This window comes from Streptomyces sp. NPDC020898, assembly GCF_044333925.1.
Lineage (GTDB): Bacteria > Actinomycetota > Actinomycetes > Streptomycetales > Streptomycetaceae > Streptomyces.
The window spans coordinates 423,654-444,516 of record NZ_JBIRRV010000007.1 but is presented as its reverse complement, the minus strand read 5'-3'; the positions used below and the strand labels follow the sequence as shown (position 1 = coordinate 444,516).

The 20,863-nt window shown below is 71.5% G+C and carries 21 protein-coding genes; 5 read left to right on the top strand and 16 right to left on the bottom strand.

What is annotated here, in order from left to right; genetic code table 11:
* Nucleotides 1–78: 78 nt before the first annotated feature.
* The 16 genes from ACH4TV_RS24420 to zapE all read right to left on the bottom strand — a co-directional run bounded on the left by ACH4TV_RS24420 (nt 79) and on the right by zapE (nt 15,774).
* The gene (locus ACH4TV_RS24420) at nt 79–867 is read right to left on the bottom strand and encodes a TIGR04222 domain-containing membrane protein (RefSeq protein WP_398401451.1); all 789 of its coding nucleotides are present in this window, start codon (nt 865–867) and stop codon (nt 79–81) included.
* Between the two features lie 104 nt (nt 868–971).
* Nucleotides 972–1,748, bottom strand: a complete 777-nt coding sequence (locus ACH4TV_RS24415) for a DUF4142 domain-containing protein (protein WP_398401449.1) — start codon at nt 1,746–1,748, stop codon at nt 972–974.
* Between the two features lie 253 nt (nt 1,749–2,001).
* Nucleotides 2,002–3,330 carry a DUF692 domain-containing protein gene (locus tag ACH4TV_RS24410; protein ID WP_398401447.1) on the bottom strand — a complete coding sequence of 443 codons (1,329 nt, stop codon included), beginning with the start codon at nt 3,328–3,330 and terminating at the stop codon, nt 2,002–2,004.
* A 101-nt stretch (nt 3,331–3,431) separates the two neighbouring features.
* Entirely contained in the window at nt 3,432–4,229 is a 798-nt protein-coding gene (locus ACH4TV_RS24405) for a DUF4142 domain-containing protein (protein WP_398401445.1), read from the bottom strand.
* 95 nt (nt 4,230–4,324) lie between these two features.
* Nucleotides 4,325–4,933, bottom strand: a complete 609-nt coding sequence (locus ACH4TV_RS24400) for a DUF4142 domain-containing protein (RefSeq protein WP_398401443.1) — start codon at nt 4,931–4,933, stop codon at nt 4,325–4,327.
* Nucleotides 4,934–5,018: 85 nt separating this feature from the next.
* The gene (locus ACH4TV_RS24395) at nt 5,019–5,759 is read right to left on the bottom strand and encodes a peptidyl-tRNA hydrolase (protein WP_398401440.1); all 741 of its coding nucleotides are present in this window, start codon (nt 5,757–5,759) and stop codon (nt 5,019–5,021) included.
* A gap of 67 nt (nt 5,760–5,826) precedes the next feature.
* Nucleotides 5,827–5,991: a hypothetical protein gene (locus ACH4TV_RS24390; RefSeq protein WP_398401438.1), complete on the bottom strand. Its 165-nt coding sequence runs from the start codon at nt 5,989–5,991 to the stop codon at nt 5,827–5,829.
* Nucleotides 5,992–6,009: 18 nt separating this feature from the next.
* A complete protein-coding gene (locus ACH4TV_RS24385) occupies nt 6,010–6,876 on the bottom strand; it encodes a polysaccharide deacetylase family protein (protein ID WP_398401436.1) in 867 nt (288 codons plus the stop codon).
* Nucleotides 6,877–6,966: 90 nt separating this feature from the next.
* Complete coding sequence (locus ACH4TV_RS24380; protein WP_398401434.1) at nt 6,967–7,881, bottom strand: PPK2 family polyphosphate kinase; 915 nt, start codon at nt 7,879–7,881, stop codon at nt 6,967–6,969.
* A 72-nt stretch (nt 7,882–7,953) separates the two neighbouring features.
* Entirely contained in the window at nt 7,954–9,357 is a 1,404-nt protein-coding gene (locus tag ACH4TV_RS24375) for a serine/threonine-protein kinase (RefSeq protein WP_398401431.1), read from the bottom strand.
* 53 nt (nt 9,358–9,410) lie between these two features.
* Nucleotides 9,411–10,847, bottom strand: a complete 1,437-nt coding sequence (locus ACH4TV_RS24370) for an alkaline phosphatase PhoX (RefSeq protein WP_398401429.1) — start codon at nt 10,845–10,847, stop codon at nt 9,411–9,413.
* A 90-nt stretch (nt 10,848–10,937) separates the two neighbouring features.
* Complete coding sequence (locus ACH4TV_RS24365) at nt 10,938–11,732, bottom strand: slipin family protein (RefSeq protein ID WP_398401427.1); 795 nt, start codon at nt 11,730–11,732, stop codon at nt 10,938–10,940.
* 141 nt (nt 11,733–11,873) lie between these two features.
* Nucleotides 11,874–13,352 carry a SulP family inorganic anion transporter gene (locus ACH4TV_RS24360; protein WP_398401425.1) on the bottom strand — a complete coding sequence of 493 codons (1,479 nt, stop codon included), beginning with the start codon at nt 13,350–13,352 and terminating at the stop codon, nt 11,874–11,876.
* Nucleotides 13,353–13,360: 8 nt separating this feature from the next.
* Nucleotides 13,361–13,957, bottom strand: a complete 597-nt coding sequence (locus tag ACH4TV_RS24355) for a carbonic anhydrase (RefSeq protein ID WP_398401422.1) — start codon at nt 13,955–13,957, stop codon at nt 13,361–13,363.
* Between the two features lie 92 nt (nt 13,958–14,049).
* Nucleotides 14,050–14,448, bottom strand: coding sequence for a hypothetical protein (locus tag ACH4TV_RS24350; RefSeq protein ID WP_398401420.1), 399 nt, complete (start codon nt 14,446–14,448; stop codon nt 14,050–14,052).
* A 219-nt stretch (nt 14,449–14,667) separates the two neighbouring features.
* On the bottom strand, nt 14,668–15,774 hold the full coding sequence (gene zapE, locus ACH4TV_RS24345) for a cell division protein ZapE (RefSeq protein WP_398401417.1): 1,107 nt from the start codon (nt 15,772–15,774) through the stop codon (nt 14,668–14,670).
* Between the two features lie 37 nt (nt 15,775–15,811).
* On the opposite strand from zapE, the gene ACH4TV_RS24340 reads away from it, so the two are divergent.
* The 5 genes from ACH4TV_RS24340 to ACH4TV_RS24320 all read left to right on the top strand — a co-directional run bounded on the left by ACH4TV_RS24340 (nt 15,812) and on the right by ACH4TV_RS24320 (nt 20,818).
* Nucleotides 15,812–16,648 carry a pyrimidine reductase family protein gene (locus ACH4TV_RS24340; protein WP_398401415.1) on the top strand — a complete coding sequence of 279 codons (837 nt, stop codon included), beginning with the start codon at nt 15,812–15,814 and terminating at the stop codon, nt 16,646–16,648.
* 167 nt (nt 16,649–16,815) lie between these two features.
* Complete coding sequence (locus tag ACH4TV_RS24335) at nt 16,816–17,289, top strand: indole-3-glycerol phosphate synthase (protein WP_398401413.1); 474 nt, start codon at nt 16,816–16,818, stop codon at nt 17,287–17,289.
* A gap of 144 nt (nt 17,290–17,433) precedes the next feature.
* Nucleotides 17,434–18,822: a UDP-N-acetylmuramate--L-alanine ligase gene (gene murC / locus ACH4TV_RS24330; RefSeq protein ID WP_398401411.1), complete on the top strand. Its 1,389-nt coding sequence runs from the start codon at nt 17,434–17,436 to the stop codon at nt 18,820–18,822.
* 25 nt (nt 18,823–18,847) lie between these two features.
* Entirely contained in the window at nt 18,848–19,255 is a 408-nt protein-coding gene (gene msrB / locus ACH4TV_RS24325) for a peptide-methionine (R)-S-oxide reductase MsrB (protein WP_398401409.1), read from the top strand.
* Between the two features lie 189 nt (nt 19,256–19,444).
* Nucleotides 19,445–20,818, top strand: a complete 1,374-nt coding sequence (locus tag ACH4TV_RS24320) for an NAD(P)/FAD-dependent oxidoreductase (RefSeq protein ID WP_398401637.1) — start codon at nt 19,445–19,447, stop codon at nt 20,816–20,818.
* Nucleotides 20,819–20,863: the final 45 nt, after the last annotated feature.

Below are 20,863 nucleotides of genomic sequence, written 5' to 3'. Positions count from 1 at the left end.
CGGGCGGCCGCCGGCGAAGGCAAGCACCGGCCGCTCGGTGTCGCCCCGAACACTCCAGTGCGCCCCCGCGCAGGCCCCCTAGGACTCCCGGTGTGCGAAGGCCGCGCGGAGATCGGGCTCGTCCACCGCGCGGACGCCGAGTACGGCGACGGAGGTGAGGTAGGTGCGTTCGTCACCGGCGCCCCGGTGGCCGGCGGTTCTGGTGCGCCGGTTCAGGGCGGTGAGCAGCCGCTGACCGGCCGGTGACGCCCAGCGCGAGTACGGGTGGACCTCTATCCGGGCGACGGCGAGGCAGCTCAGGGTGAGGACGAGGGGCAGCGCGAACCAGAGGGCGACCAGGTCACGCGGTACGGCACCCCGCCCGGGCAGCAGCAGCGCCACCGATCCCAGCGCGAGGACGGCCAGCGCGGCGGCCTGCACCTGGCGCACCGCGAACGCGATCCCGCGCCGGGCGCCGTCGGGCACGGCCAGGCCCGCCGCGACAAGCCGGTCCGCGAGCCCGCGTACCGCCTCCGCACCCGCCGCGGCCGTCCGCACCGGAGCGATGCGTGACTGTCCTTCCGGGCCGATGGCCCCGATCACCGACCGTTCCATCTCGTCGCGCCCGCTGGGGTCCACGACGGTCGCCCAGCCGGTGTGGGCGAGCAGCAACCGCCGCTGACGGGCCATCGAGACCAGGGTGAGATCGGCGACGCGCGCCGGTCCGCCGGACAGGAACGCGGCCTCGTACAGCGTCAGAGCGCGTCCGCGCCCGCCGGGGCCCGCGTCCGGGTCGGCGGCGGCCGCGTGCACGGCGGCCAGACACAGCCGGGTGCACGCCGTACCGGCGGCGATCCAGGCCAGCAGCAGGAGGAAGGACCAGAACATGCCGTTGTTCTATGCGAAGGGTTCCCGAAACGCCATGGGCTTTCAGGATATGGACGAGGTATGGCCGGTACGCGACGTATGCGCGGTGGCCGGTTCAGGACTGTTCAGGGTGCTTCGGAAGGCTCCGGCGGCGGGCCGGTCGCGGGCGGCGGCAGCGGATAGGTCGCGACCGGCGAGGGCGTCACCGGTACGGCCGGGCCCGGGACGGCCGCCGGGCCGGGCGGGGCCGGGGAGTTGGTGAGCGGCGGGGTGCTCGCGGCGGCCATGTCCCGGGCCAGGGCGTCGAAGTCGACGTACCCCGTGGCCTCCAGGACCTGGATGTGGTCGAGCACGGTCGTGTTGGCGTCGTCGGCGAGGGCGCGGACCAGGGCGTTGCGGGTGCTCGCGCGGACCTGCGCGACGACGGAGAACACCTTGCCGTGCGCCATCCGCAGCAGGTTGGCGAACTCGCGGTCGAAGTCCTCGCCCTGGGCCGCGTCCATGGTGCTGAGCCACTCGCGCTGCTGCTCGCTGGGCTGGTTGGGCAGTTCGAGCCCGAGCCGGGAGGCGACGTCCCGGACCCGTTCGTCGAGAAACGTGTGCCCCTCGATCAGATGCCGGCCCGCGATCCGTACGGCCTCGGTGGTGCCGCGCTCCTGGGCCTGCTGGCCGGCCGGCAGCTCCCACAGCCCGGCCAGCCGGACCTTGGTGAGGAACTCGCGGTCGAGCGCCGACAACGGACCGAACCGGGTCGACACGGTCTGCGCGTTGAGCACGTCCACACCGGTCCCGGAACGGTCCTCGTACGACCAGACCGGGAAGATCAGCGCGACGAGGGTCGCCGCCAGTCCCGCGATGACGAGCCCGGTGCCGCCCAGACCGGAACGTTGGATGGATCGCATGGTGCCTTTGCCTCCTGTTGCGGCACCGCACGCTAATGCGCTTCGGGCACGGAGTCGACATCCTACTGCGGGTGCTACGTCAACTTCCGTACGAGGGGAGACGGCGACGGGGGAGGAGACGGACGCCGGATGCCGGAGCGCGCGTCCTGTGCATACCGCGCGAAATGCCAACAAGTCCGGCTCTTGGGCGGAATGGGCGGCCGGCGTTGTTAACCGCCGCACAGTTCGCGGCAGTTGAGGGCCGGAGCGCGCGTCAGCGGCGCAGAAGTACGCGGCGGGTGGCGCGGGCCAGCCTGGCCGTGGGGCGCTGGGAGCGCGGGGCCGGGCCCGACCGGTCCAGCCACCACTCGCGCAGGCGCCGCCGGGTCTCCGTATCCTCGGGCTGACCGCCGAGCAGCAGGTGAGCGGCGAAGTCCAGCGCGTCGTGCCGGTAGCCGTCGGACATGGGGTGCCCGTGCGCGTACGCGAGGAAGGCCGGCCGGTATCCGGTCCCCAGGATCTCGGGCAGCTCCGGCGCGACCTTCGCCACGACATCGGCCCGCTTCGCTCCGAGCGCCCGCGACTGCACCCCGAGCCGCACCCGGTCGAACCCCTCCGGCACCGGCGTCCCCGCGACGAGCGCGGAGAGCAGCGCGGCCTGCGCGAGGGCGAGGCGCTGGCGGGCGGGGGCGGGGGCGGAATCGGGGCCGGGGCTGTCGGGTGCCTCGTCGGCCGGCGTCCGGGGCGTGTCCGCCTCCGAAGCCTGTGCCTGCGGGGTCCCGGCCCGCTTCAGCGCCCCCCGGATCGCTTCGAGTTCCCCTGCCAGCTCGCCCGCCTCGGGGAAGTTGTCGTCCCGCTCCAGCAGTACCCCGGGCGGAGTGACCCGGGAGGCGAGGTCCGTGAGGATGTCGAGGACCGGGCGCGGGACCGGGTGGGCGTGGCTGTCGTGCCAGACGCCGTCCCGTTCGAAGCCGCCCGCGACATGGACGTACGCGATGGCCTCGACGGGCAGTTCGGCCAGGGCCTTCGCCGGGTCCTCGCCCCGGTTGACGTGGTTCGTGTGCAGGTTGGCGACGTCGATGAGGAGGCGTACGCCGGTGCGGTCGGCCAGTTCGTACAGGAACTGGCCCTCCGTCAGCTCCTCGCCCGGCCAGGCGATGAGCGCGGCGATGTTCTCCACCGCGAGCGGCACCGGCAGTGCCGCCTGCGCGATGCGGACGTTCTCGCACAGCACGTCGAGCGCGTCCCGGGTGCGCGGCACGGGCAGCAGGTGACCGGCCTCAAGCAGCGGGGACGCGGTCAGCGGGCCGCCCGCCCGGACGAACGCGATGTGCTCGGTGACCAGCGGCGACCCCAGCGTCTGGGCCCGCTCGGCGAGCGCGGTGAGCCGGTCCTCGGCCGGCCGGTCCGCCCCGCCCAGGCCCAGGGAGACGCCGTGCGGGACCACCGTCACACCGCGCTCGCGCAGCCGCAGCAGCGACTCGGGAAGATGTCCCGGGCAGAGGTTCTCGGCCACGGCCTCGACCCATTCGATGCCCGGCATGGCCTCCACGGCGTCCGCGATCTCCGGCCGCCACCCGATTCCCGTACCCAGTCGCTTCATCGTGTGTCTCCTTCTCGACCCTCCAGGCAGTGATGGCCCGTGTCCCAGGGGTCGAACCCCTCCAGGGGGACCTTCAGAGCAACATTTGAGCTTCGGCCCGCCTACTGGGTCCCCAGGATGTCGTTGGGATCCTTCGCCTCCGGCCGGTTGGTGTTGACCACGCCGGGTACCGTCGGTGACGGTATCGAGCGCACGTCGGGGTCGGTGCTGGGTTCCGCCGCCGGTGCGGCGGGAGGCACCACTCCGGGGGCCGGCGGCGGCGGACCGCTCGGACTGGCGCTGGGCCCGGCCGCGGCCTCGGCGATGGCTTCGAAGTCGACCTGGCCGGTCTTCTCCAGCACCGTGATGTGGTCGAGCACGGTCTGGTTGGCGTCCGAGGCCAGCTGGCGCACCAGCGAGTTGCGGGTGTTGTTCCGCACCGCCGCGATGACGGGGAAGATCTTGCCGTGCGCGGAGCGCAGAAGGTTCGCCCAGACCTTGTCGTACTCCGTGCCCTGGGCTGCCGTCATCTCGTCCAGCCAGCCCTGCTGCTGTGCGGTCGGCTGGTTGGGCAGCGGGACGTTGAGCTGCACCGACATGGTCCTCACCCGCCTGTCGAGGTCGTTGTGGCCCACGATCAGGTGGTTCGCGGCCTCCTTGACGGCGGCGCTGGGGGAGCGTTCCATGGCCTGCTGTCCCGCGGGGAGTTCCCACAGGCCGGCCAGCCGCACCTTCACGATCAGGTCGCGGTCGAGGGCGGTCAACGGACCCCACTGGGTGTTCACCGTCTCTCCGGTGGCGGCACTCGCCGTCGCCGCGTCATTACGGTGCGGGTACGAATAGAACACGGGGTACGCGATGGAGCCGATCGTGCCGGCGATTGCCAGGCCGACGAGGATCGAGCCGTTGATGCGCCGCAAAGGAGCCTCCCGGAGGAAACCAACTGGCCGCTGGGGACTGTCACTTGGCCAGTGGAAGAGAAACGTGAACAGGGGTCGGGACGTTCAGGCACGAGTCACACGGTGCCGTTGGCGATCCCGTCGAAGTCGACCTGACCGGTCTTCTCCAGGTACGTGATGTGGTCGAGCACGGTCTGGTTGGTGTCCGTGGCCAGCTGACGCACCAGCGTGTTGCGGGTGGCGTTCCGCACCGCCCCGATGACGGGGAAGATCTTGCCGTGCGCGGACCGCAGAAGGTTCGCCCAGGTCCGGTCGTAGGCCTCGCCCTGGGACGCGTCCATCTGCGCCAGCCAGCCCTGTTGCTGCGCGGTCGGCTGGTTGGGCAGTTCGACGCCGAGCTGGGCCGCGACGCTCCGCGCCCGCTTGTCCAGGTCGGCGTGGCCCACGATCAGGTGGTCCGCCGCCTCCTTGACCGCGGGGCTGGTGGAGCGCTTCATCGCCTGCTCCGCCGCGGGCAGTTCCCAGAGGCCGGCCAGTCGCACGCGCACGATCAGGTCGCGGTCGGTGGCGGTCAGCGGACCCCACTGGGTGTTCACCGTGCCTGCGGCCACGTTCGCTGCTCCGGTGCCGGAGCGGTCGGCATAGGACCACACAGGGAACGCGAGCGCGGCCATGGTGGTCGTCAGGGCAGCGATGACGAGGGCCGAGTGGTTGATGCGCGGCAATGGAGCCTCCCGGGGAAACCAACTGGTCGTTGGGCAGATGTTGCTTGGCCAGCGTCAGGAGGTACGTGGAGGAGGCCCGCGGTGTTCAACGAAGATGTTTGAATCCTGTGCGACCCAGGGGACGATGGTCCGCGACCACGGTCGCCGAACCCGGCGCGATCTCCGTGAACCCGGCATCCCGGACCAGCGGGAGTCCGCTCGCGGTGAGTTCACGCCAGCGGTCCGGGTCCGCGCTGCGGACGGCGAGCGGGTGACCGGCGTCCCGCCAGGCTGCGCGCGCCTCGTCCGACAGCTCCCACCACGCCAGCTGAGCACCGTGTCCCGCTTGGGCCATCGCCTTGCCGGCCGACATCTCCAGACCGGGATTCAGCCAGAGAACGGGAACGGCCGGGTCGGCGTCGAGCGGCGGCTCGGGGTCGTCCAGATCGGTGCCGGAGACCTGGAGGCGGGCCAGGTCCTTGGGCCAGCCGTCCAGCGGAACGGGCGGGAAGACCCGTACCTCGGCCGCCTTCCCGGTGACCGTGATGCCGGGCAGCGCCTCGGCCCGCCGCCACTCGGCCCCCCGCGCCCGCCGCACGACCTTGCGGATCCGCGCGTCCTGCCAGTCCCGCATGACCTGCGCCCACTCGCCCTCCCCGGCGGACCGCTCGTCGCCGAGGATCGCGAGAACGGCCCGGGCGGCGGTCTCCAGCGCGTCGGTACGCGCCGGCGGCCCGCCCTTCTCGATCCGGGCGACGAGGGGGAGGACGAACTGGGGAGCGTGGTCGCGTGCGCTGGGCTCGGACCGAAAGGGACTGTCGTCAGGAGACGTCGGTTCACTGTTCACGTCGTCCAGTCTGCCAACCCAGGGGCGCGGGGCTGTGCTCGATATGCGACTCAGTCACGTCGGCCGCTCACCCTGAGCAGGCGTTGCGCTGTGCTTCCTGCCATTCGCAGACCGGGCAGAGCGTGATGCCCTTCTGCGACCGCGGGTACTCGGTCGGCTTCCGGCACAGCACGCACTCCGCATACGTCGGTTCGTCGTTGCCGCTGCCGGAGGCCTCGTCCGTGTCGCTCATGCCACCAGCGTAAGCCGGTCATCGCCGCCCGCCCGTGGCCCCGATCAGCTCGGACACCTTCACGAACCGGAAGCCGCGCTCGCGCAGCTCCGGCACGATCGTGCGGACGGCCCGTTCCGTGGCCGGGGCCGCACTGAGCGTGCAGTGCAGGACGACGACGGACCCGGGCCGTACGCCGTCCAGCACCTGCCGGGCCACGGCATCGGCGTCCGTCGCGAAGGCGTCCCCGCCGACCACGTCCCACTGCACGGCGGTGACCCCGGACGCGCTCAGCGCGCGCAGCGCCCGCCGGTCGTAACACCCGCCGGGAAAGCGGAAGTAGGGCATGGACCTCGGCACCCCGGCGGCCCGGAAGGCGGTGAACGCCCGCTCGACGTCCGCGCGCATCCGGTCGTCGGAACCGGAATCGGAGCCGGAGATCGTCGGCAGTCCGTAGCAGTCCTCGGTGAAGGCGTAGTGGCTGTACGAGTGGTTGGCGACCTCGAAGAGGGGGTCCCGTCCGATGGACCGGGCCTGGACCGGGTACTCCTCGGCCCACCGGCCGGTCATGAACACGGTCGCCGGCACCTTCAGCGTCCGCAGCGCGGCGACCAGCCGGGGATTGTCGAAGCGCTCACCGCCCGCCGCCCGGTCCCCCTGGCCGGCGGTCATATCGGCATCGAACGTGAGCGCGACCGTCTTGCCCTGCATGCGTGGGCCGTTCCGGAAGACGGGCATGAACCCGGCGGGCCCGGGGGCGAGAGTGGGCGGAAGGGTGGGAGCGGCGGACGGGGGTGCGGAAGGCCGCTCGGCGGGTGGGGTGTGAGCGGTGCCGCAGGCGGCGAGGGCGGTGAGCGTGGCGCCGAGGACGCAGCCGGTGACGACTCGTCGTACGGGAGTGATCATCGTACGAAGGTAGGAATGCCGGAGCTGCGCGGTGGGCCGCCGCGTGGGGTAGCCGCGCGGATGTCACCGGATGTCACCCGCCCGGCTGTGTCAGGTGGCGAGGAGGCGCCGCCTGTACTCCGCCACGTCGAAGTCCGCTTTCGGGTACTGCGGGTCCAGTGCCTCCAGGTGCTCCAGGAGGAGCCGGCTGACCGCCCAGTTGCGGTACCACTTGCGGTCCGCCGGGATCAGGTACCAGGGCGCGCCGACCGAACACCGCTCCAGGGCGATCTCGTACGCCTCCTGGTACGCGGGCCACAGGGCGCGCTCGTCGATGTCGCCGGCGTTGAACCTCCAGTGCTTGTCGGGGTTGTCGAGGCGTTCGAGGAGGCGGCGCCGCTGCTGGTCGTAGGAGATGTGCAGGAAGCACTTCACGACGGTCACGCCGTCGTCGGCGAGGGACTTCTCGAAGCCGTTGATCTGGTTGTAGCGGGCGGTGAGCTGGGCGCGGGAGACGAGCTCGTGGACCCGGGCGATCAGGATGTCCTCGATGGGGGTCCCCCCGGTCGAGCGAAGTCGAGAGTGGGGGAGCGAGCGGTCGAAGATGCCGATCTCGCCGGGCTGCGGAAGCGCGCGTTTGATCCGCCAGAGGAAGGAGTGGCTCAGTTCCTCGTGGGTGGGTGCCTTGAACGCCGTGATCCGGCAGCCTGACGGGTTGAACAGGCCGATGACGTGCTTGACGGTGCCGCCCTTGCCGCTGGTGTCCATGCCCTGGAGGACGAGCAGCAGCCGCCGCCGGTCACCGGCCGAGCCCGCCGCCCACAGGCGCTCCTGGAGGCTCGCGAGCTCTTCGCCCATCAGCGCGGTGGCGGCGAGCCCCGTGGCCTTGTCCCCGGGGCCGCCCGGGGTGCCCCCGGCGTCGTACGCGCCGAGGTCGACCGGTTCCCCGCCGGGGACGCGCAGCAGCTCACCCAGCGTGCCCTCCGTACCCTTCGTGGAGTCCTGTTTCGAGCCCTTCGTGGCCATGGGGCACCTCTTCCGGTCCGGTCCCTCGATCGTGCGACGCGGAAGCGGGGCGCGCCAGCCGTCGGGCAGACCCTAGGGCCGTGTGCAGCGCCCGGTGGGGGCGGTGGCGGGCGGGGCGCACTGGAGGGCGAAGTCGGCGGCACTGGCGCTCAGGTAGCGGCCCAGGCAGGTGCTCGCCGTCGTGAGACCGCGTTCGCGGCAGAAGGTCAGCGCGGCCCGGCCGTCGGTGAACGGGCCGGGGGCGTGGATCACCCAGTAGCCCGGGCGCAGGGACGCGTACGTGTCGCTCTGCAGGACTTCCGCCTCCGGCACGGACTCCCTGATCGCCGCGAGGCGTGCGTCCCGGGCGGCGGTTCCGGAGGCGACCGGTTCGGAGAAGAGCTGGGCGATCCAGCGGCCGGCCGCTGCGGGCGGGGTCGTCGAGGGGGCGGACGAGGTCGTCGTACCGGCTGCCTTGCCCGGGTCCCCGTCCGTCCCGTTCCCGTCGAGGAGGCGCAGGGTGAGGAACCCGGCACAGACGGCGACGAGGACCGCGAGCGCGGCGGACACGGCGGCCCGCTTGCGGCGGCGGAGGGCCGGAACGGTCGGCGCGGGTGCGGAGTGCGGTGATGTCCCACCGAGCTCCGGGGCACCGCCCATCGGTTGGGGCGCCGTCGCTCTCCGCCGCACTCGCCCGCCGGCCGTCACCTGCGCCAGCATCGACGCCAGCAGGGCCGCGTCCGGGCGGGCCGCCGGGTCGTGGACCAGCAGCGCTTCGAGTACGGGGGTCAGCGGGCCGGAGCGGGACGGCGGCGGGACCTCGGACTCCAGGACGGCGGCCAGCGTCGAGAGTGAGGTCTCGCGGCGCAGGGGGCTCTTGCCCTCCACGCACACGTACAGCACCACTCCCAGGGACCACAGGTCGGAGGCCGGGTCGTCGGAGGGGCCGCGGATGCGTTCCGGGGCGATGTACTCGGGGGAGCCGATGAGCTCGCCGGTCATCGTCAGGGCCGTCGCGCCCTGGAGAGCGGCGATCCCGAAGTCGGTGAGGACCGCGCTGCCGTCCGGCCGCAGGAGGATGTTCGGCGGTTTCACGTCCCGGTGCTGGACGCCCGCCGCGTGCGCGGCGCGCAGCGCGTCCAGTACCTGGCCGCCGATCCGCGCCGCCTCCACCGGCGTCAGCGGGCCCGACTCCAGGCGCTTGTCGAGCGCGACACCCGGCACCAGCTCCATGACGATCCAGGGATGCGGGTCGTCGTCGATGATCTGGTGGACCGTCACCACATGAGGGTGGCTGAGCCGGGCCAGCGCCTGGGCCTCGCGCAGCACCCGCTCCCGTACGGCGTCGGTCGCCGCCGCGTCGGGCCGTACCGCCTTGAGCGCGACCTGGCGGTGCAGTACGGCGTCCCGGGCCCGCCACACCGTTCCCATCCCACCGCTGCCGAGCCGCTCCAGCAGCTCGAACCGGCCGTCGATCACATCCCCCGGTACGTTCATGGCGGACAGGTTATGGGCCTGCCCGCCATGTTCCGTTCAGGGGGTGGGGCCCATCACCGCTTCCATGGTCCCCGCACCGCGAAGGTCGTCCCCGGCGCGTAGCAGTTGACGTACATCGTCCGGCCGTCGGGAGAGAAGGCGACGCCCGCGAACTCGCCCCACTCCGGGGCGCTTTCGGTGCCGATGTTCTGGGCGTTGCGGGCCATCGCGTACACCTCGCCCCGGCGCGTCACGCCGTACACGTGCTGGGCGCCCTCCCCGTCCTCGCACACCATCAGGCCGCCGCTGGGGGCGAGACAGATGTTGTCCGGTTCTTCGCCGGGCAGCTGGACGTCCGTGTCCGGGCCGAAGACGATGACGAGGGTGAGGCGGCGCGCGGCGGGGTCGTAGCGCCAGATCTGGCCGAAGTGGGTGGCCGCCGAGCCGTCGCTCGCCCGGGCGAACGACGACACGAAGTACACGCACCGCCCGCCCCAGTAGCAGCCCTCCAGCTTCTGCGCGTGCGTGATGCCCTTCGGGCCGAAGTCCTGGAGCCGGATGGGGGTCTGGGCCGCGAGCGGATCCGGTACGTCCACCCACTCGACGCCGTCGAAGGCGGCACCCGGCTCCTGGATCGAGGAGAGGTCGGGCACTCCGGGCACACGCATCGCCTGGAGCCGGCCGCCCGCGCGCAGCGAACCCACCCCGCCCAGGGGCTTCTTGGGCAGGAAGCGGTAGAAGAGGCCGAAGGGGCGGAGGAAGGCGTCCTCGGTCTCGTAGACGATGCCGTTCTTCGGGTCGACGGCGATCGCCTCGTGCTGGAAGCGGCCCATCGCGGTGAGCGGCACGGCGCCGGTGCGGTGCGGGTCGGCCCCGTCGACCTCGAAGATGAAACCGTGGTCCTTGGTGTAGCCGTTGGTGCCGGCCTTGTCCTCGGTCTCCTCGCAGGTGAGCCAGGTGGCCCAAGGCGTGGGCCCGCCCGCGCAGTTGACGGCCGTACCGGCGATGGCGACCCGTTCCGAGAGGACGTCCCCGTCCCGGTCGAGGGTGAGGGACGTACAGCCGCCCTTGCCCATCGGGTCGTAGGTGAGGCCCGCGACCGTCGGGACCGGGATTCTCGGGGTGTTGCGGTTCTCGTGGTTGCGGACCAGGTGGACGCGGCCGTGCCGGCCCGCGAAGGCGTCCATGCCGTCGTGGTTGGAGGGGACCGGGCCCTCGCCGGAGCGCAGCGGGTCGCCCTCGCGAGACAGGACCCGATAGCGGAAACCTTTCGGCAGGTCGAGCAGACGCTTCGGGTCGGGGATCAGGGGGCCGTAGCCGGAGTGCCCCAGTTCCTGGGCGGCGGCGGTACCGGCGAAGAGTTCGGAGAGGGCTCCGGTGAAGGCGATGCCGACACCCAGGGCGCCGGTACCGGCGAGAACCCGCCGTCGGGAGGCGGGGGAGCCGTCAACTGCCGTGGGGGGAGCGGGTGTTGCGGGGCCGTCGTTTTCGGGCGTGCCGAACGCGGACATGGGGGCAACCTTCCTGCTGGCGGACAGGACTGTGACCTTGCTGTGTGTATCACGCCGCACGGGCCTCGGGAACCACGCGCGTAGCGCGCCTCACCCGGGTGAACCGCCTGGGGGCGGCGGCTGCTGGGCCTGTGCCCGTTCCAGGAAGCGGAGCAGTTCCACCGGGAAGGGCAGGACGAGTGTCGAGTTCTTCTCGGCCGCGACCGCCACCACGGTCTGGAGCAGCCGGAGTTGGAGTGCGGCGGGCTGCTCGGACATCACCTCGGCGGCCTCCGCGAGCTTCTTCGAGGCCTGCAGCTCGGCGTCCGCGTTGATGATCCGGGCCCGGCGTTCACGGTCGGCCTCGGCCTGGCGGGCCATCGACCGCTTCATGGTCTCCGGCAGCGACACGTCCTTGATCTCGACCCGGTCGATCTGCACGCCCCAGCCGATCGCCGGACTGTCGATCATCAGCTCCAGGCCCTGGTTGAGCTTCTCCCGGTTGGAGAGGAGGTCGTCCAGGTCGCTCTTGCCGATGATCGAGCGCAGCGAGGTCTGGGCCATCTGGGAGACGGCGAACTTGTAGTCCTCGACCTCGATGAGTGCGTTCGCCGCGTCGATCACCTTGAAGTAGACGACCGCGTCCACGCGGACCGTCACGTTGTCGCGGGTGATGCCCTCCTGGGCCGGCACCGGCAGCGTGACGATCTGCATGTTGACCTTGTGCAGCCGGTCCACGAGCGGGACCACCAGGGTGAACCCGGGCGGTCGTACGTCGCCCGCGAGGCGGCCGAACCGGAGGACGACCCCGCGCTCGTACTGCTTGACGATCCGCGCCGCCGCTCCGATGTAGACGAGTCCGGCGGATGCGGCGGCGATGCCCGCGGTCAGCAGTTCCTCAAGCATGATGACGACCCCTCGCAGCCGTCCCCGTGCGTGCCGGTTGGCACCCTTAACAAACGATATGCCCGGTCCGGGGCTCGGGTCGAGCCTCGGACCGGGCAACCTCGCACACGAAGGCCGCAAAGGCCGTGACGTTCGCGGAGGCTACGGCGTCGTCATCATCTTGACCGGTTCCGTGCCGACCGCGCTGTGCCGCTCCGCCCAGCTCTCCAGGGCCGTGCGGCAGGCGTGGTCCAGGTGGTGCAGGCCCGACAGGTCCAGCTCGATCGGCCGGTCCTGGGGCAGCGCCTCCAGGCTGTCGAGGATCTTCGGCAGCCGCAGGAAGGTCGCGTTGCCCGACAGATACGCCTGGACGGGTCCGGCGCCCTTGTCTATGACGTCCAGCTTGAGATGCGAGGCCTCCCAGGCGGTCTTGCCCACCGACAGGGCCAGCCCGATCAGCACGCCCTCGAACATGTTCACGGACACGATCGCGACGGCCGTGATCACCAGGATCAGCGCCTCACCCCGGTGCTCGCGCCACAGCGAGGCGACCCCGCGCAGCGGAATGAGCTTCCAGCCCGCGTGGACGAGGATGCCGGCCAGCGCGGGCAGCGGGATGTACGCCAGCACGCCGGGCAGCAGCGCCGCGAACAGCAGCAGCCACACGCCGTGCAGGACCCGGGACGCCTTCGTCCGCGCTCCCGCCTGGAGGTTCGCCGAGCTGCGGACGATCACGGCGGTCATCGGCAGTGCGCCCAGCGCCCCGCACACGGTGTTGCCGACGCCCTGGGCCATCAGCTCCTTGTCGTACCGCGTGCGCGGGCCGTCGTGCAGCCGGTCCACCGCGGCGGCGCTGAACAGGCTCTCGGCGGACGCGATCAGCGTGAACGCCACGACCGTGCCGAGGACGCTCAGGCTCGCCAGTTCGCCGAAGGCGCCGAGCCCGGGCAGCTGGACGGCGTCCAGCAGGCCCTTCACCTCGACGGTTGCCACCGGCAGGCTGAAGACGAGGGTGACGACGGTCGCCAGGACCACCGCGGCGAGCGCGCCCGGCACCGCCCGCACCTTCTTCGGCAGCCGCTGCCACAGGACGATCACGGCTATCGTGCCCGCGCCGATGGCGAGGGAGGCCAGCGCGCTGCCGCTCCCCGCGGCCTCGACCGCCGCTCCGGGCAGCCCGGCGATCTTGTCGAGCCCGGCGGCCGGCGCCTTCAGCCCGGCCGCCGCATACAGCTGCCCGGCGATGATCACGAGCCCGATTCCGGCCAGCATGCCCTCGACGACGGACACCGAGATGGCCCGGAACCAGCGCCCCAGTTTCAGGGCGCCCATGGCGAGTTGGAGCAGCCCGGCGGTGAGCACGATCACGCCGAGCGCGGGCAGGCCGTGCTCCCGTACGGCCTCGAAGACCAGCACCGTGAGGCCGGCCGCGGGTCCGGACACCTGGAGGCTGCTGCCCGGCAGGAGTCCGGTGACGATACCGCCCACGATGCCGGTGACCAGGCCGAGTTCGGCCGGCACACCGGAGGCGACGGCGACGCCCACGCACAGCGGCAGGGCGACCAGGAACACGACGAGCGAGGCGGCGAAGTCCTGCCGCAGATGAGGAAACTTGGTCATGAGGTGAGGGTTTTTGGTCATGTCGGCGCTCACAGCGCTTCGAACGTGTCGGTGGCGGCGCGGTGTTCGCGCACGGACCCGGTGTGCACTTCGTAGTACCAGCCGCGCAACCGCAGTTGGCCCCTGGCCAGGCGTTGGTCCACGCACGGGTAGGAGCGCAGCCGCAGCAACTGGGCCAGGACGTGGTTCTGGACGCCCGAGGCGACCGTGGGGTCGTCGGTGTCGGACGGGGCCGTGGCTGTGGCCGTGGGGTCGTCGGCTGCGTGCGCGAGCCAGTCGCGTACGGCGGGAACGGCGGTGAGGTCGTCGCCGCGCACCAGGGCGCCGACGGCACCGCAGTGGGAATGGCCGCAGACCACGATGTCGCTGACGCCGAGAACCTCCACGGCGTACTCGATGGTGGCCGCCTCGCCGGTGGGGCGGCCTGAGGCGTACGGCGGGACGATGTTGCCTGCGGTGCGCAGCTCGAAGAGCTCGCCGGGCCTGGCACCTGTGATCAGGGCCGGTACGACCCTGGAATCGGAGCAGGTGATGAACAGGACCTGGGGGGACTGGCCTTCGGCGAGCTTGGCGAACTCCTCAGGGCGCTGACCGAAGGTGCGGGCGTTGTCGATGAGGGGCTGCATGTGGTGACTCCTCCTGGCGCGCCTCGATGGCGCGTCGGACGTACATGACAGTCGGACGTGAATGACGGAACGTGGGGGGACGGGCTCCGCTGTCAGCAGCGGAACACCTGTAGTGCGGCCTGGGTGTGCGCGGTCAGTGATCTGGGCGCCTGATGGCGGGAGCTGACGCGCGTTTCCGGTTCGTGCGGGGCCGTGGGGTCCGCGGTCAGGAGCGGGCGCTCGGGCGCCTCGGGACCCGAATCGACGATTCGATGCCGGTCGCGGATGTGCAGGGGCCGGCCGGGGTCGTTGGAGCGGCCGTCATTACCGCAGGTAACCCACTCGTCGCGCAGCGCTTCGGCCCGGGGTTTGTTTCTGGGCTCGGTCTTGGCCTCGGCCTGACGGACCGTGTGCGCGGATGCGAAGGATGCCGTGGGGGCGAAGAACTGGAGGGCCAGCAGGGCGGCGGCGAGGAGTGAAACCACGGTCCTGGCCGTCGTACCTCGGAACATGCGCCCCCCTCCAGGCAGGTGATGGTCGATCGCGGCGGATCGAGGTCTCTCGTATGCGTCAACGGTTGGTCAACGGCGGGTCAAGAAACACGTTAACCGTGCGAAGTTGTTTGCAGGGTTAACTTAGCGTTTCATGCTGAAGAGAGCCTGAAAGCATGGGTGGGATGACGTGAACTGGCCCTTGACCTGGGGAAGTTCATATGATGCCCGACTTGCTGACTAAGCAGGCTCTACGAGGCCCTTGGCGTCGCGGGCGAGAGCGGTCAGCCGGGAGATCGCGCGGAAGTACTTCTTGCGGTAGCCGCCGTTCAGCATCTCCTCGCTGAACAACTGGTCGAAGGGCATGCCGGAGGCGAGCACCGGCACCTCGCGGTCGTACAGCCGGTCGGCGAGCACGACCAGGCGCAACGCCGTCGACTGGTCCGGAACCGGCCGCACATCGGTGAGGCACACGGCCTTCAGGTCGTCCGTGAGGGCGCCGTACCGGCTGGGGTGCACGCGGGAGAGGTGGTCGAGCAGATGCGGGAAGTCGTCGAGCGACGCGCCCTGGGTGGCGTACGCCGCCTTGGTCACCTGCTCCTCGGAGTACGGCGCCGGGGCCTGGGGCAGCCCCCGGTGGCGGTAGTCCTCGCCGTCGATGCGCAGCGAGCGGAAGTGCGCGGACAGGCCCTGGATCTCGCGCAGGAAGTCGACCGACGCGAACCGGCCCTCGCCGAGCTTGCCCGGCAGGGTGTTCGAGGTGGCGGCTAGCGCGACGCCCGCGTCGACGAGCTTGCCGAGGAGGGTCGACACCAGGACGGTGTCGCCCGGGTCGTCCAGTTCGAACTCGTCGATGCAGAGGAGCCGGTGGCCGGAAAGGGTCTGGACGGTCTTCTGGAACCCGAGGGCGCCGACGAGGTTTGTCAGCTCCACGAAGGTGCCGAAGGCCTTGAGCGCGGGCTCGGCCGGGGTGGCGTGCCAGAGGGAGGCGAGGAGGTGCGTCTTGCCGACGCCGTAACCGCCGTCGAGGTAGACGCCGCGGGGGCCGGTCGGCACCTTGGACGCCTTGACCTTCCCGAACCCGAAGAACCCCCGTTTGCCGCCCCCCACGGCGTGCGCCCCGCCGAGCCCGCCGGCGAAGCCGTCGAGGACGCGGACGGCCTCGGTCTGGCTGGGCTGGTTGGGGTCCGGGATGTACGTACCGAAGCGCACCGAGTCGAACCGGGGCGGCGGCACCATCTCGGCGACCAGCCGGTCCGCGGGGACACGCGGCTCACGGACGCACAGGGACAGCGGGGCCGCGTCGGCTATCGGACCGTAACCGGGGACGGCGGGGGTGGTAGGCACGGTTCCCCATGGTAGGCGTCATGTAAGACTGCCTGGCATGCGACGCCTGTTCCCTGTGACCGAAGAGACAGTGGCCGGGACCTCGGGAGGGGCCCCGGGTGGCAGTGGTGCCGGTGGCTCGCCCGGGGGTTCCGGGGCGGTCGACCGCGAGTGGAGCCTCGACGAGCTGGCCGCCGCCTACGCGTACCCCGAGCGGGTGAACGGGCGCCCGGAAGCATGGCTGCGGGCCAACATGGTGTCCACGCTCGACGGCGCCGCCCAGCACGACGGCCGTTCCCAGCCGATCTCCTCCGCGACAGACATGCGCGTCTTCGGCACCCTGAGGGCGCTGGCCGACGTGGTGCTCGTCGGTGCGGAAACGGTACGCCAGGAGGGTTATCGGCCGGCACGCGCGCGTGCGGAGTTCGCCGCGGCCCGGGCGGCGGCAGGGCAGGCGGAGGCGGCGGCGGTCGCCATCGTCAGCGCGAGCCTGGAGCTCGACTTCTCGCTCCCGTTGTTCACCTCGCCCCTGGTGCCCACCCTGATCCTCACCGGCGCCGCCGCAGCTCCCGACCGTGTCGCCGCGGCCGAGAAGGCGGGCGCCCAGGTGGTCGTCGCCGGCGACGGCATGGGCGTGGACCCGGCGCGCGCCGTACAGGCCCTCGTCGGCCTCGGTCACACGCGGCTGCTCTCCGAGGGCGGGCCGCGGCTGCTGGGTCAGCTGGTGGCGGCCGGTGTGCTCGACGAGCTGTGTCTGACGATCTCCCCGATGCTCACGGTGGGGGACGCCCAGCGGATCTCCGGCGGGCCCTCGGTGCAGGTCCCCCGGCGCTTCGAACTGGTGTCCTTGCTGGAGGAGGCCGGGTTCCTGTTCAGCAGGTATTGCCGCTCGTGACGTGCGAGGTCCCGTTCGGGTGTCACTCGTCCCGACACGATATGGAATCTGTCGTTCCGTTTAGCTTTCGCTGGGCACACTAAATTTCGCAGCCCCCGTGCGATCACGGGGCAGGATGGTTTCCGCAGGGGCCTACGGACGGCCCACGGAGCAGAAGGGCGCCTGTCGTGTTCACAAGCGTACTGATGATCGAGAAGGCCCTGACGTCCGCCGACGTGGAGTTCGTCACCACCTTGCACGGAGACGAGGACGTCGCCTTCCACGTACTGCTCCAACCCCGCGGCGACCAGGCCGACCGCCTGCTGCGGGCCATCGACGACATTGCCCTCGGCGAGCTGGACGAGGCGGCACACGAACGGGAGACGCCCGAGGGCAAGGACGCGGTTGCTCTGGGGGAGCAGGCACTGGAGGTGTCTCTGACGGCGCTGCGGAGTTCTGGCCATGAGGCGGAGGGGCGGATCGTCGAGGACCATCCGCTCGATGCGTTGAGGGGGTTGGTGGACGAGATCGAGGCGGATGAGGTGATCGTGCTGACCGATCCCCACTACGTGGAGGAGTTCTTCCACCGGGACTGGGCTTCTCGGGCTCGGCACAAGGTGGGGGTGCCGGTGTTGAAGTTGTTCTCGCACAGCAAGGTGTAGTTCTTCGGGTGCGGGTGAGTGGGGGCTGGTCGCGCAGTTCCCCGCGCCCCTACGTACGCCTCCGCGGCGTCCCTTGTTAAGTGCCGTCGGTCTGGCTAATAGGCTGGGGGCTCAGCTTCGTACCGCATCTGGGGAGAAACGCACATGGCACCCGGCCTTCCTTCCGCCATGGACCGACCGCACTTCATCGGCATCGGGGGCGCCGGGATGTCGGGGATCGCGAAGATTCTTGCGCAGCGCGGGGCCGCGGTGGCCGGGAGTGATGCCAAGGAGTCGGAGACCGCTGCGGCGCTGCGGGCGCTGGGGGCGACCGTGCACATCGGGCATGCGGCCGGGCATCTCGCCGACGACGCCACGTGTGTCGTCGTCTCCTCCGCGATCCGCGCGGACAACCCGGAGCTGGCGCGGGCGGCGGAGCTGGGGATTCCGGTGGTCCACCGTTCGGACGCGCTCGCCCGGCTGATGGACGGTCTGCGGCCGATCGCGGTCGCGGGCACGCACGGCAAGACGACGACCACGTCGATGCTGGCGGTGTCGCTGAGCGCGCTGGGGCGCAGCCCCTCGTACGCGATCGGCGGCGACCTGGACGCGCCCGGCTCGAACGCCCTGCACGGCGACGGCGAGATCTTCGTGGCCGAGGCGGACGAATCGGACCGCAGCTTCCACAAGTACGCGCCCGAGGTCGCGATCGTCCTCAACGTCGAACTCGACCACCACGCCAACTACGCCTCCATGGACGAGATCTACGAGTCGTTCGAGACGTTCGCGGGCCGCATCGTGCCCGGCGGCACGCTGGTGATCTCCGCCGACCACGAGGGCGCCCGCGAGCTGACGCGGCGCCTGCCGGACTCCGTGCGGGTGGTGACGTACGGGGAGTCGGCGGACGCGGATGTGCGGGTGCTGTCCGTCGTGCCCCAGGGGCTGAAGAGCGAGGTGACCGTCGAGCTGGACGGGGATCGGATCACTTTCACCGTGTCCGTTCCCGGCCGGCACTACGCGCACAACGCGGTGGCCGCGCTGGCGGCGGGCGTCGCGCTGGGTGTGCCCGCCGGTGAGCTGGCGGCCGCCCTGGCGGCGTACACGGGGGTGAAGCGGCGGCTCCAGCTGAAGGGCGAGGCGGCGGGCGTCCAGGTCATCGACTCGTACGCGCACCACCCGACCGAGATGACGGCGGACCTGGAGGCGATGCGGGCGGCGGTCGGTGACGCACGCATCCTGGTCGTCTTCCAGCCACACCTCTTCTCCCGCACCCAGGAGCTGGGCAAGGAGATGGGCGGGTCGCTGGCGCTGGCGGACGCGTCGGTCGTCCTCGACATCTACCCGGCCCGCGAGGACCCGATCCCGGGCGTCACGAGCACGCTGATCATCGATGCCGCGCGGGCCGCGGGCGCGGATGTGACGGCCGTGTCCGACAAGGCCGAGGTGCCCGAGATCGTCGCGGGAATGGCGAAGCCCGGTGATCTCGTTCTCACCATGGGCGCGGGTGATGTGACCGACCTGGGTCCGCGGATCCTGGACCGCCTGTCACGGTGACTTTCGCAGTAAGGGGCTGAGCTTCATGTCGTACGACGTCGAAAAGCCGGACGAGGAATGGCGCGCGGAGCTGACGCCGGCCGAGTACACGGTCCTGCGTCGGGCCGGCACGGAGCCCGCCTTCGTGGGTGAGTACACCGACACCAAGACGAAGGGCGTCTACTCCTGCCGGGCCTGTAGTGCCGAACTCTTCACCTCGGACACGAAGTTCGAGTCGCACTGCGGCTGGCCGTCCTTCTTCGACCCGAAGGACACGGACGCGGTGGAGCTGATCTCGGACCGCTCGCTCGGGATGGTGCGCACCGAGGTGCGGTGTGCGCGGTGCGGGTCGCATCTCGGTCATGTGTTCGAGGGGGAGGGGTATCCGACTCCGACCGATCAGCGGTACTGCATCAACAGCATCTCGCTGCGGTTGACGCCGGACGAGGGCTGACACGCGTTTCTCCGGCTGAGCCGGTCATCCCGTCTCACGCAGCAGAAGGGCCGGAACACGGTCAACCCGCTGTGCGGGGCGGGATACTTGGTCTTCTCACGACGTGGCGACCAAGGGAGCGGATCGGTGAACTCTGCCGTAGGTACGGGCCGTTGGGGCGAGAGCGGGGGCGGGCGGCATGCCGTCGTCGTGGGCGGGAGCCTCGCGGGGCTCCTCGCGGCGCACGTCCTGGCCGGATACGCCGATCGGGTGACCGTCGTCGAGCGCGACCGGTTCCCGGACGGCACCGGGTCACGGCCCGGCGTACCGCAGGGACGGCATCCGCATGTCCTGCTGAAGGGCGGGCAGTTGGCCCTGGAGTCGTTGCTGCCGGGCTTCCTGGAAGAGCTACGGGCGGCGGGTGCGCCGCGGGTGGGCATGCCGTCGGACATGGTGATGTGGCAGAACGGCCGCTGGTTCCGCCGGCTGCCCGCGTCGACGCACATCTACACCGGTTCCCGCGCGCAGTTGGAGGGGCTGGTGCGGCGGCGGGTTCTCGCCGACCCGGTGATCAGCGTGGTGGAGGGGACCGATGCCGTCGGGCTTCTCGGTGACTCCTCGCGTGTGCGGGGCGTACTGCTGCGGGACCGCTCCGGCGGAGCCGGCGCGGAGCACCGGGCCCTGGAGGCCGATCTGGTCGTCGACGCCTCCGGCAGCGGCACCAAGGCACCGCAGTGGCTCGCGGCGATCGGCGCCGAGACTGCGCCCGAGGAGACCATCGACACCGGGCTCGCCTACGCCTCCCGCATCTACCGCGGCAGGAACGGCGCCCTCGGCGGCGAGACCCTCGGCTACTACGTCTACGCCGGCCCCGACCAACCCCACGGCGGCGGTGCGCTGCCGCTGGAGGACGGCAGCCATCTGGTCATCGTCTCGGGGCTGCGCGGCGACGAACCGCCCACGGACGACGACGAGTTCGAGGCGTACACCAAGCGGCTGGGGCATCCGCTCCTGGACCGGTGGCTGGACGACGCCGAACCGCTCACGCCGGCGTTCGGCAACCGGCGGACCTCGAACATCCGTCGCCGCTACGACCTGCCCGGCCGCCGTCCGGCCGGATTCCTCGCCACCGGCGACGCCCTGTGCACCTTCAATCCGATCTACGGGCAGGGCATGGCCATCGCCGCGATGAGCGCGGTCGCCCTGCGGGACGCGCTCGCGGACCGGCGCCGGACGCCCACCACGCGGCGCGTGCAGCAGGTGCTCCTCGCGGCGTCCCGGCAGGCGTGGGACATCTCCGCCGGAGCGGACCGTACGATGCCGGGCGCGGTCGGCACCGCCGTCGCGGGCGGGCCCGCGGACCGCGTCGCGGGCTGGTACCTGAGCCGGGTCACGGAGCGGGCCCCCGGTGACCCCGTCGTGGGGCGCGCCTTCCGCTCCGTGCTGACCCTCTCCGAGCCCGTCACCGCCCTGTTCGCGCCACCCGTGGCCCGGGCCGTGCTCTTCCGCCCGCCCGCGCCGACACCCACCGAGCCGCCGGCGACACCGGAGGAACCAGGGGAACCGGGGAAACCGCAGGACTGAGCGAGGCCGGCTCCGACGACGGCTTCCGCTTGGTCGGGCCGGGTC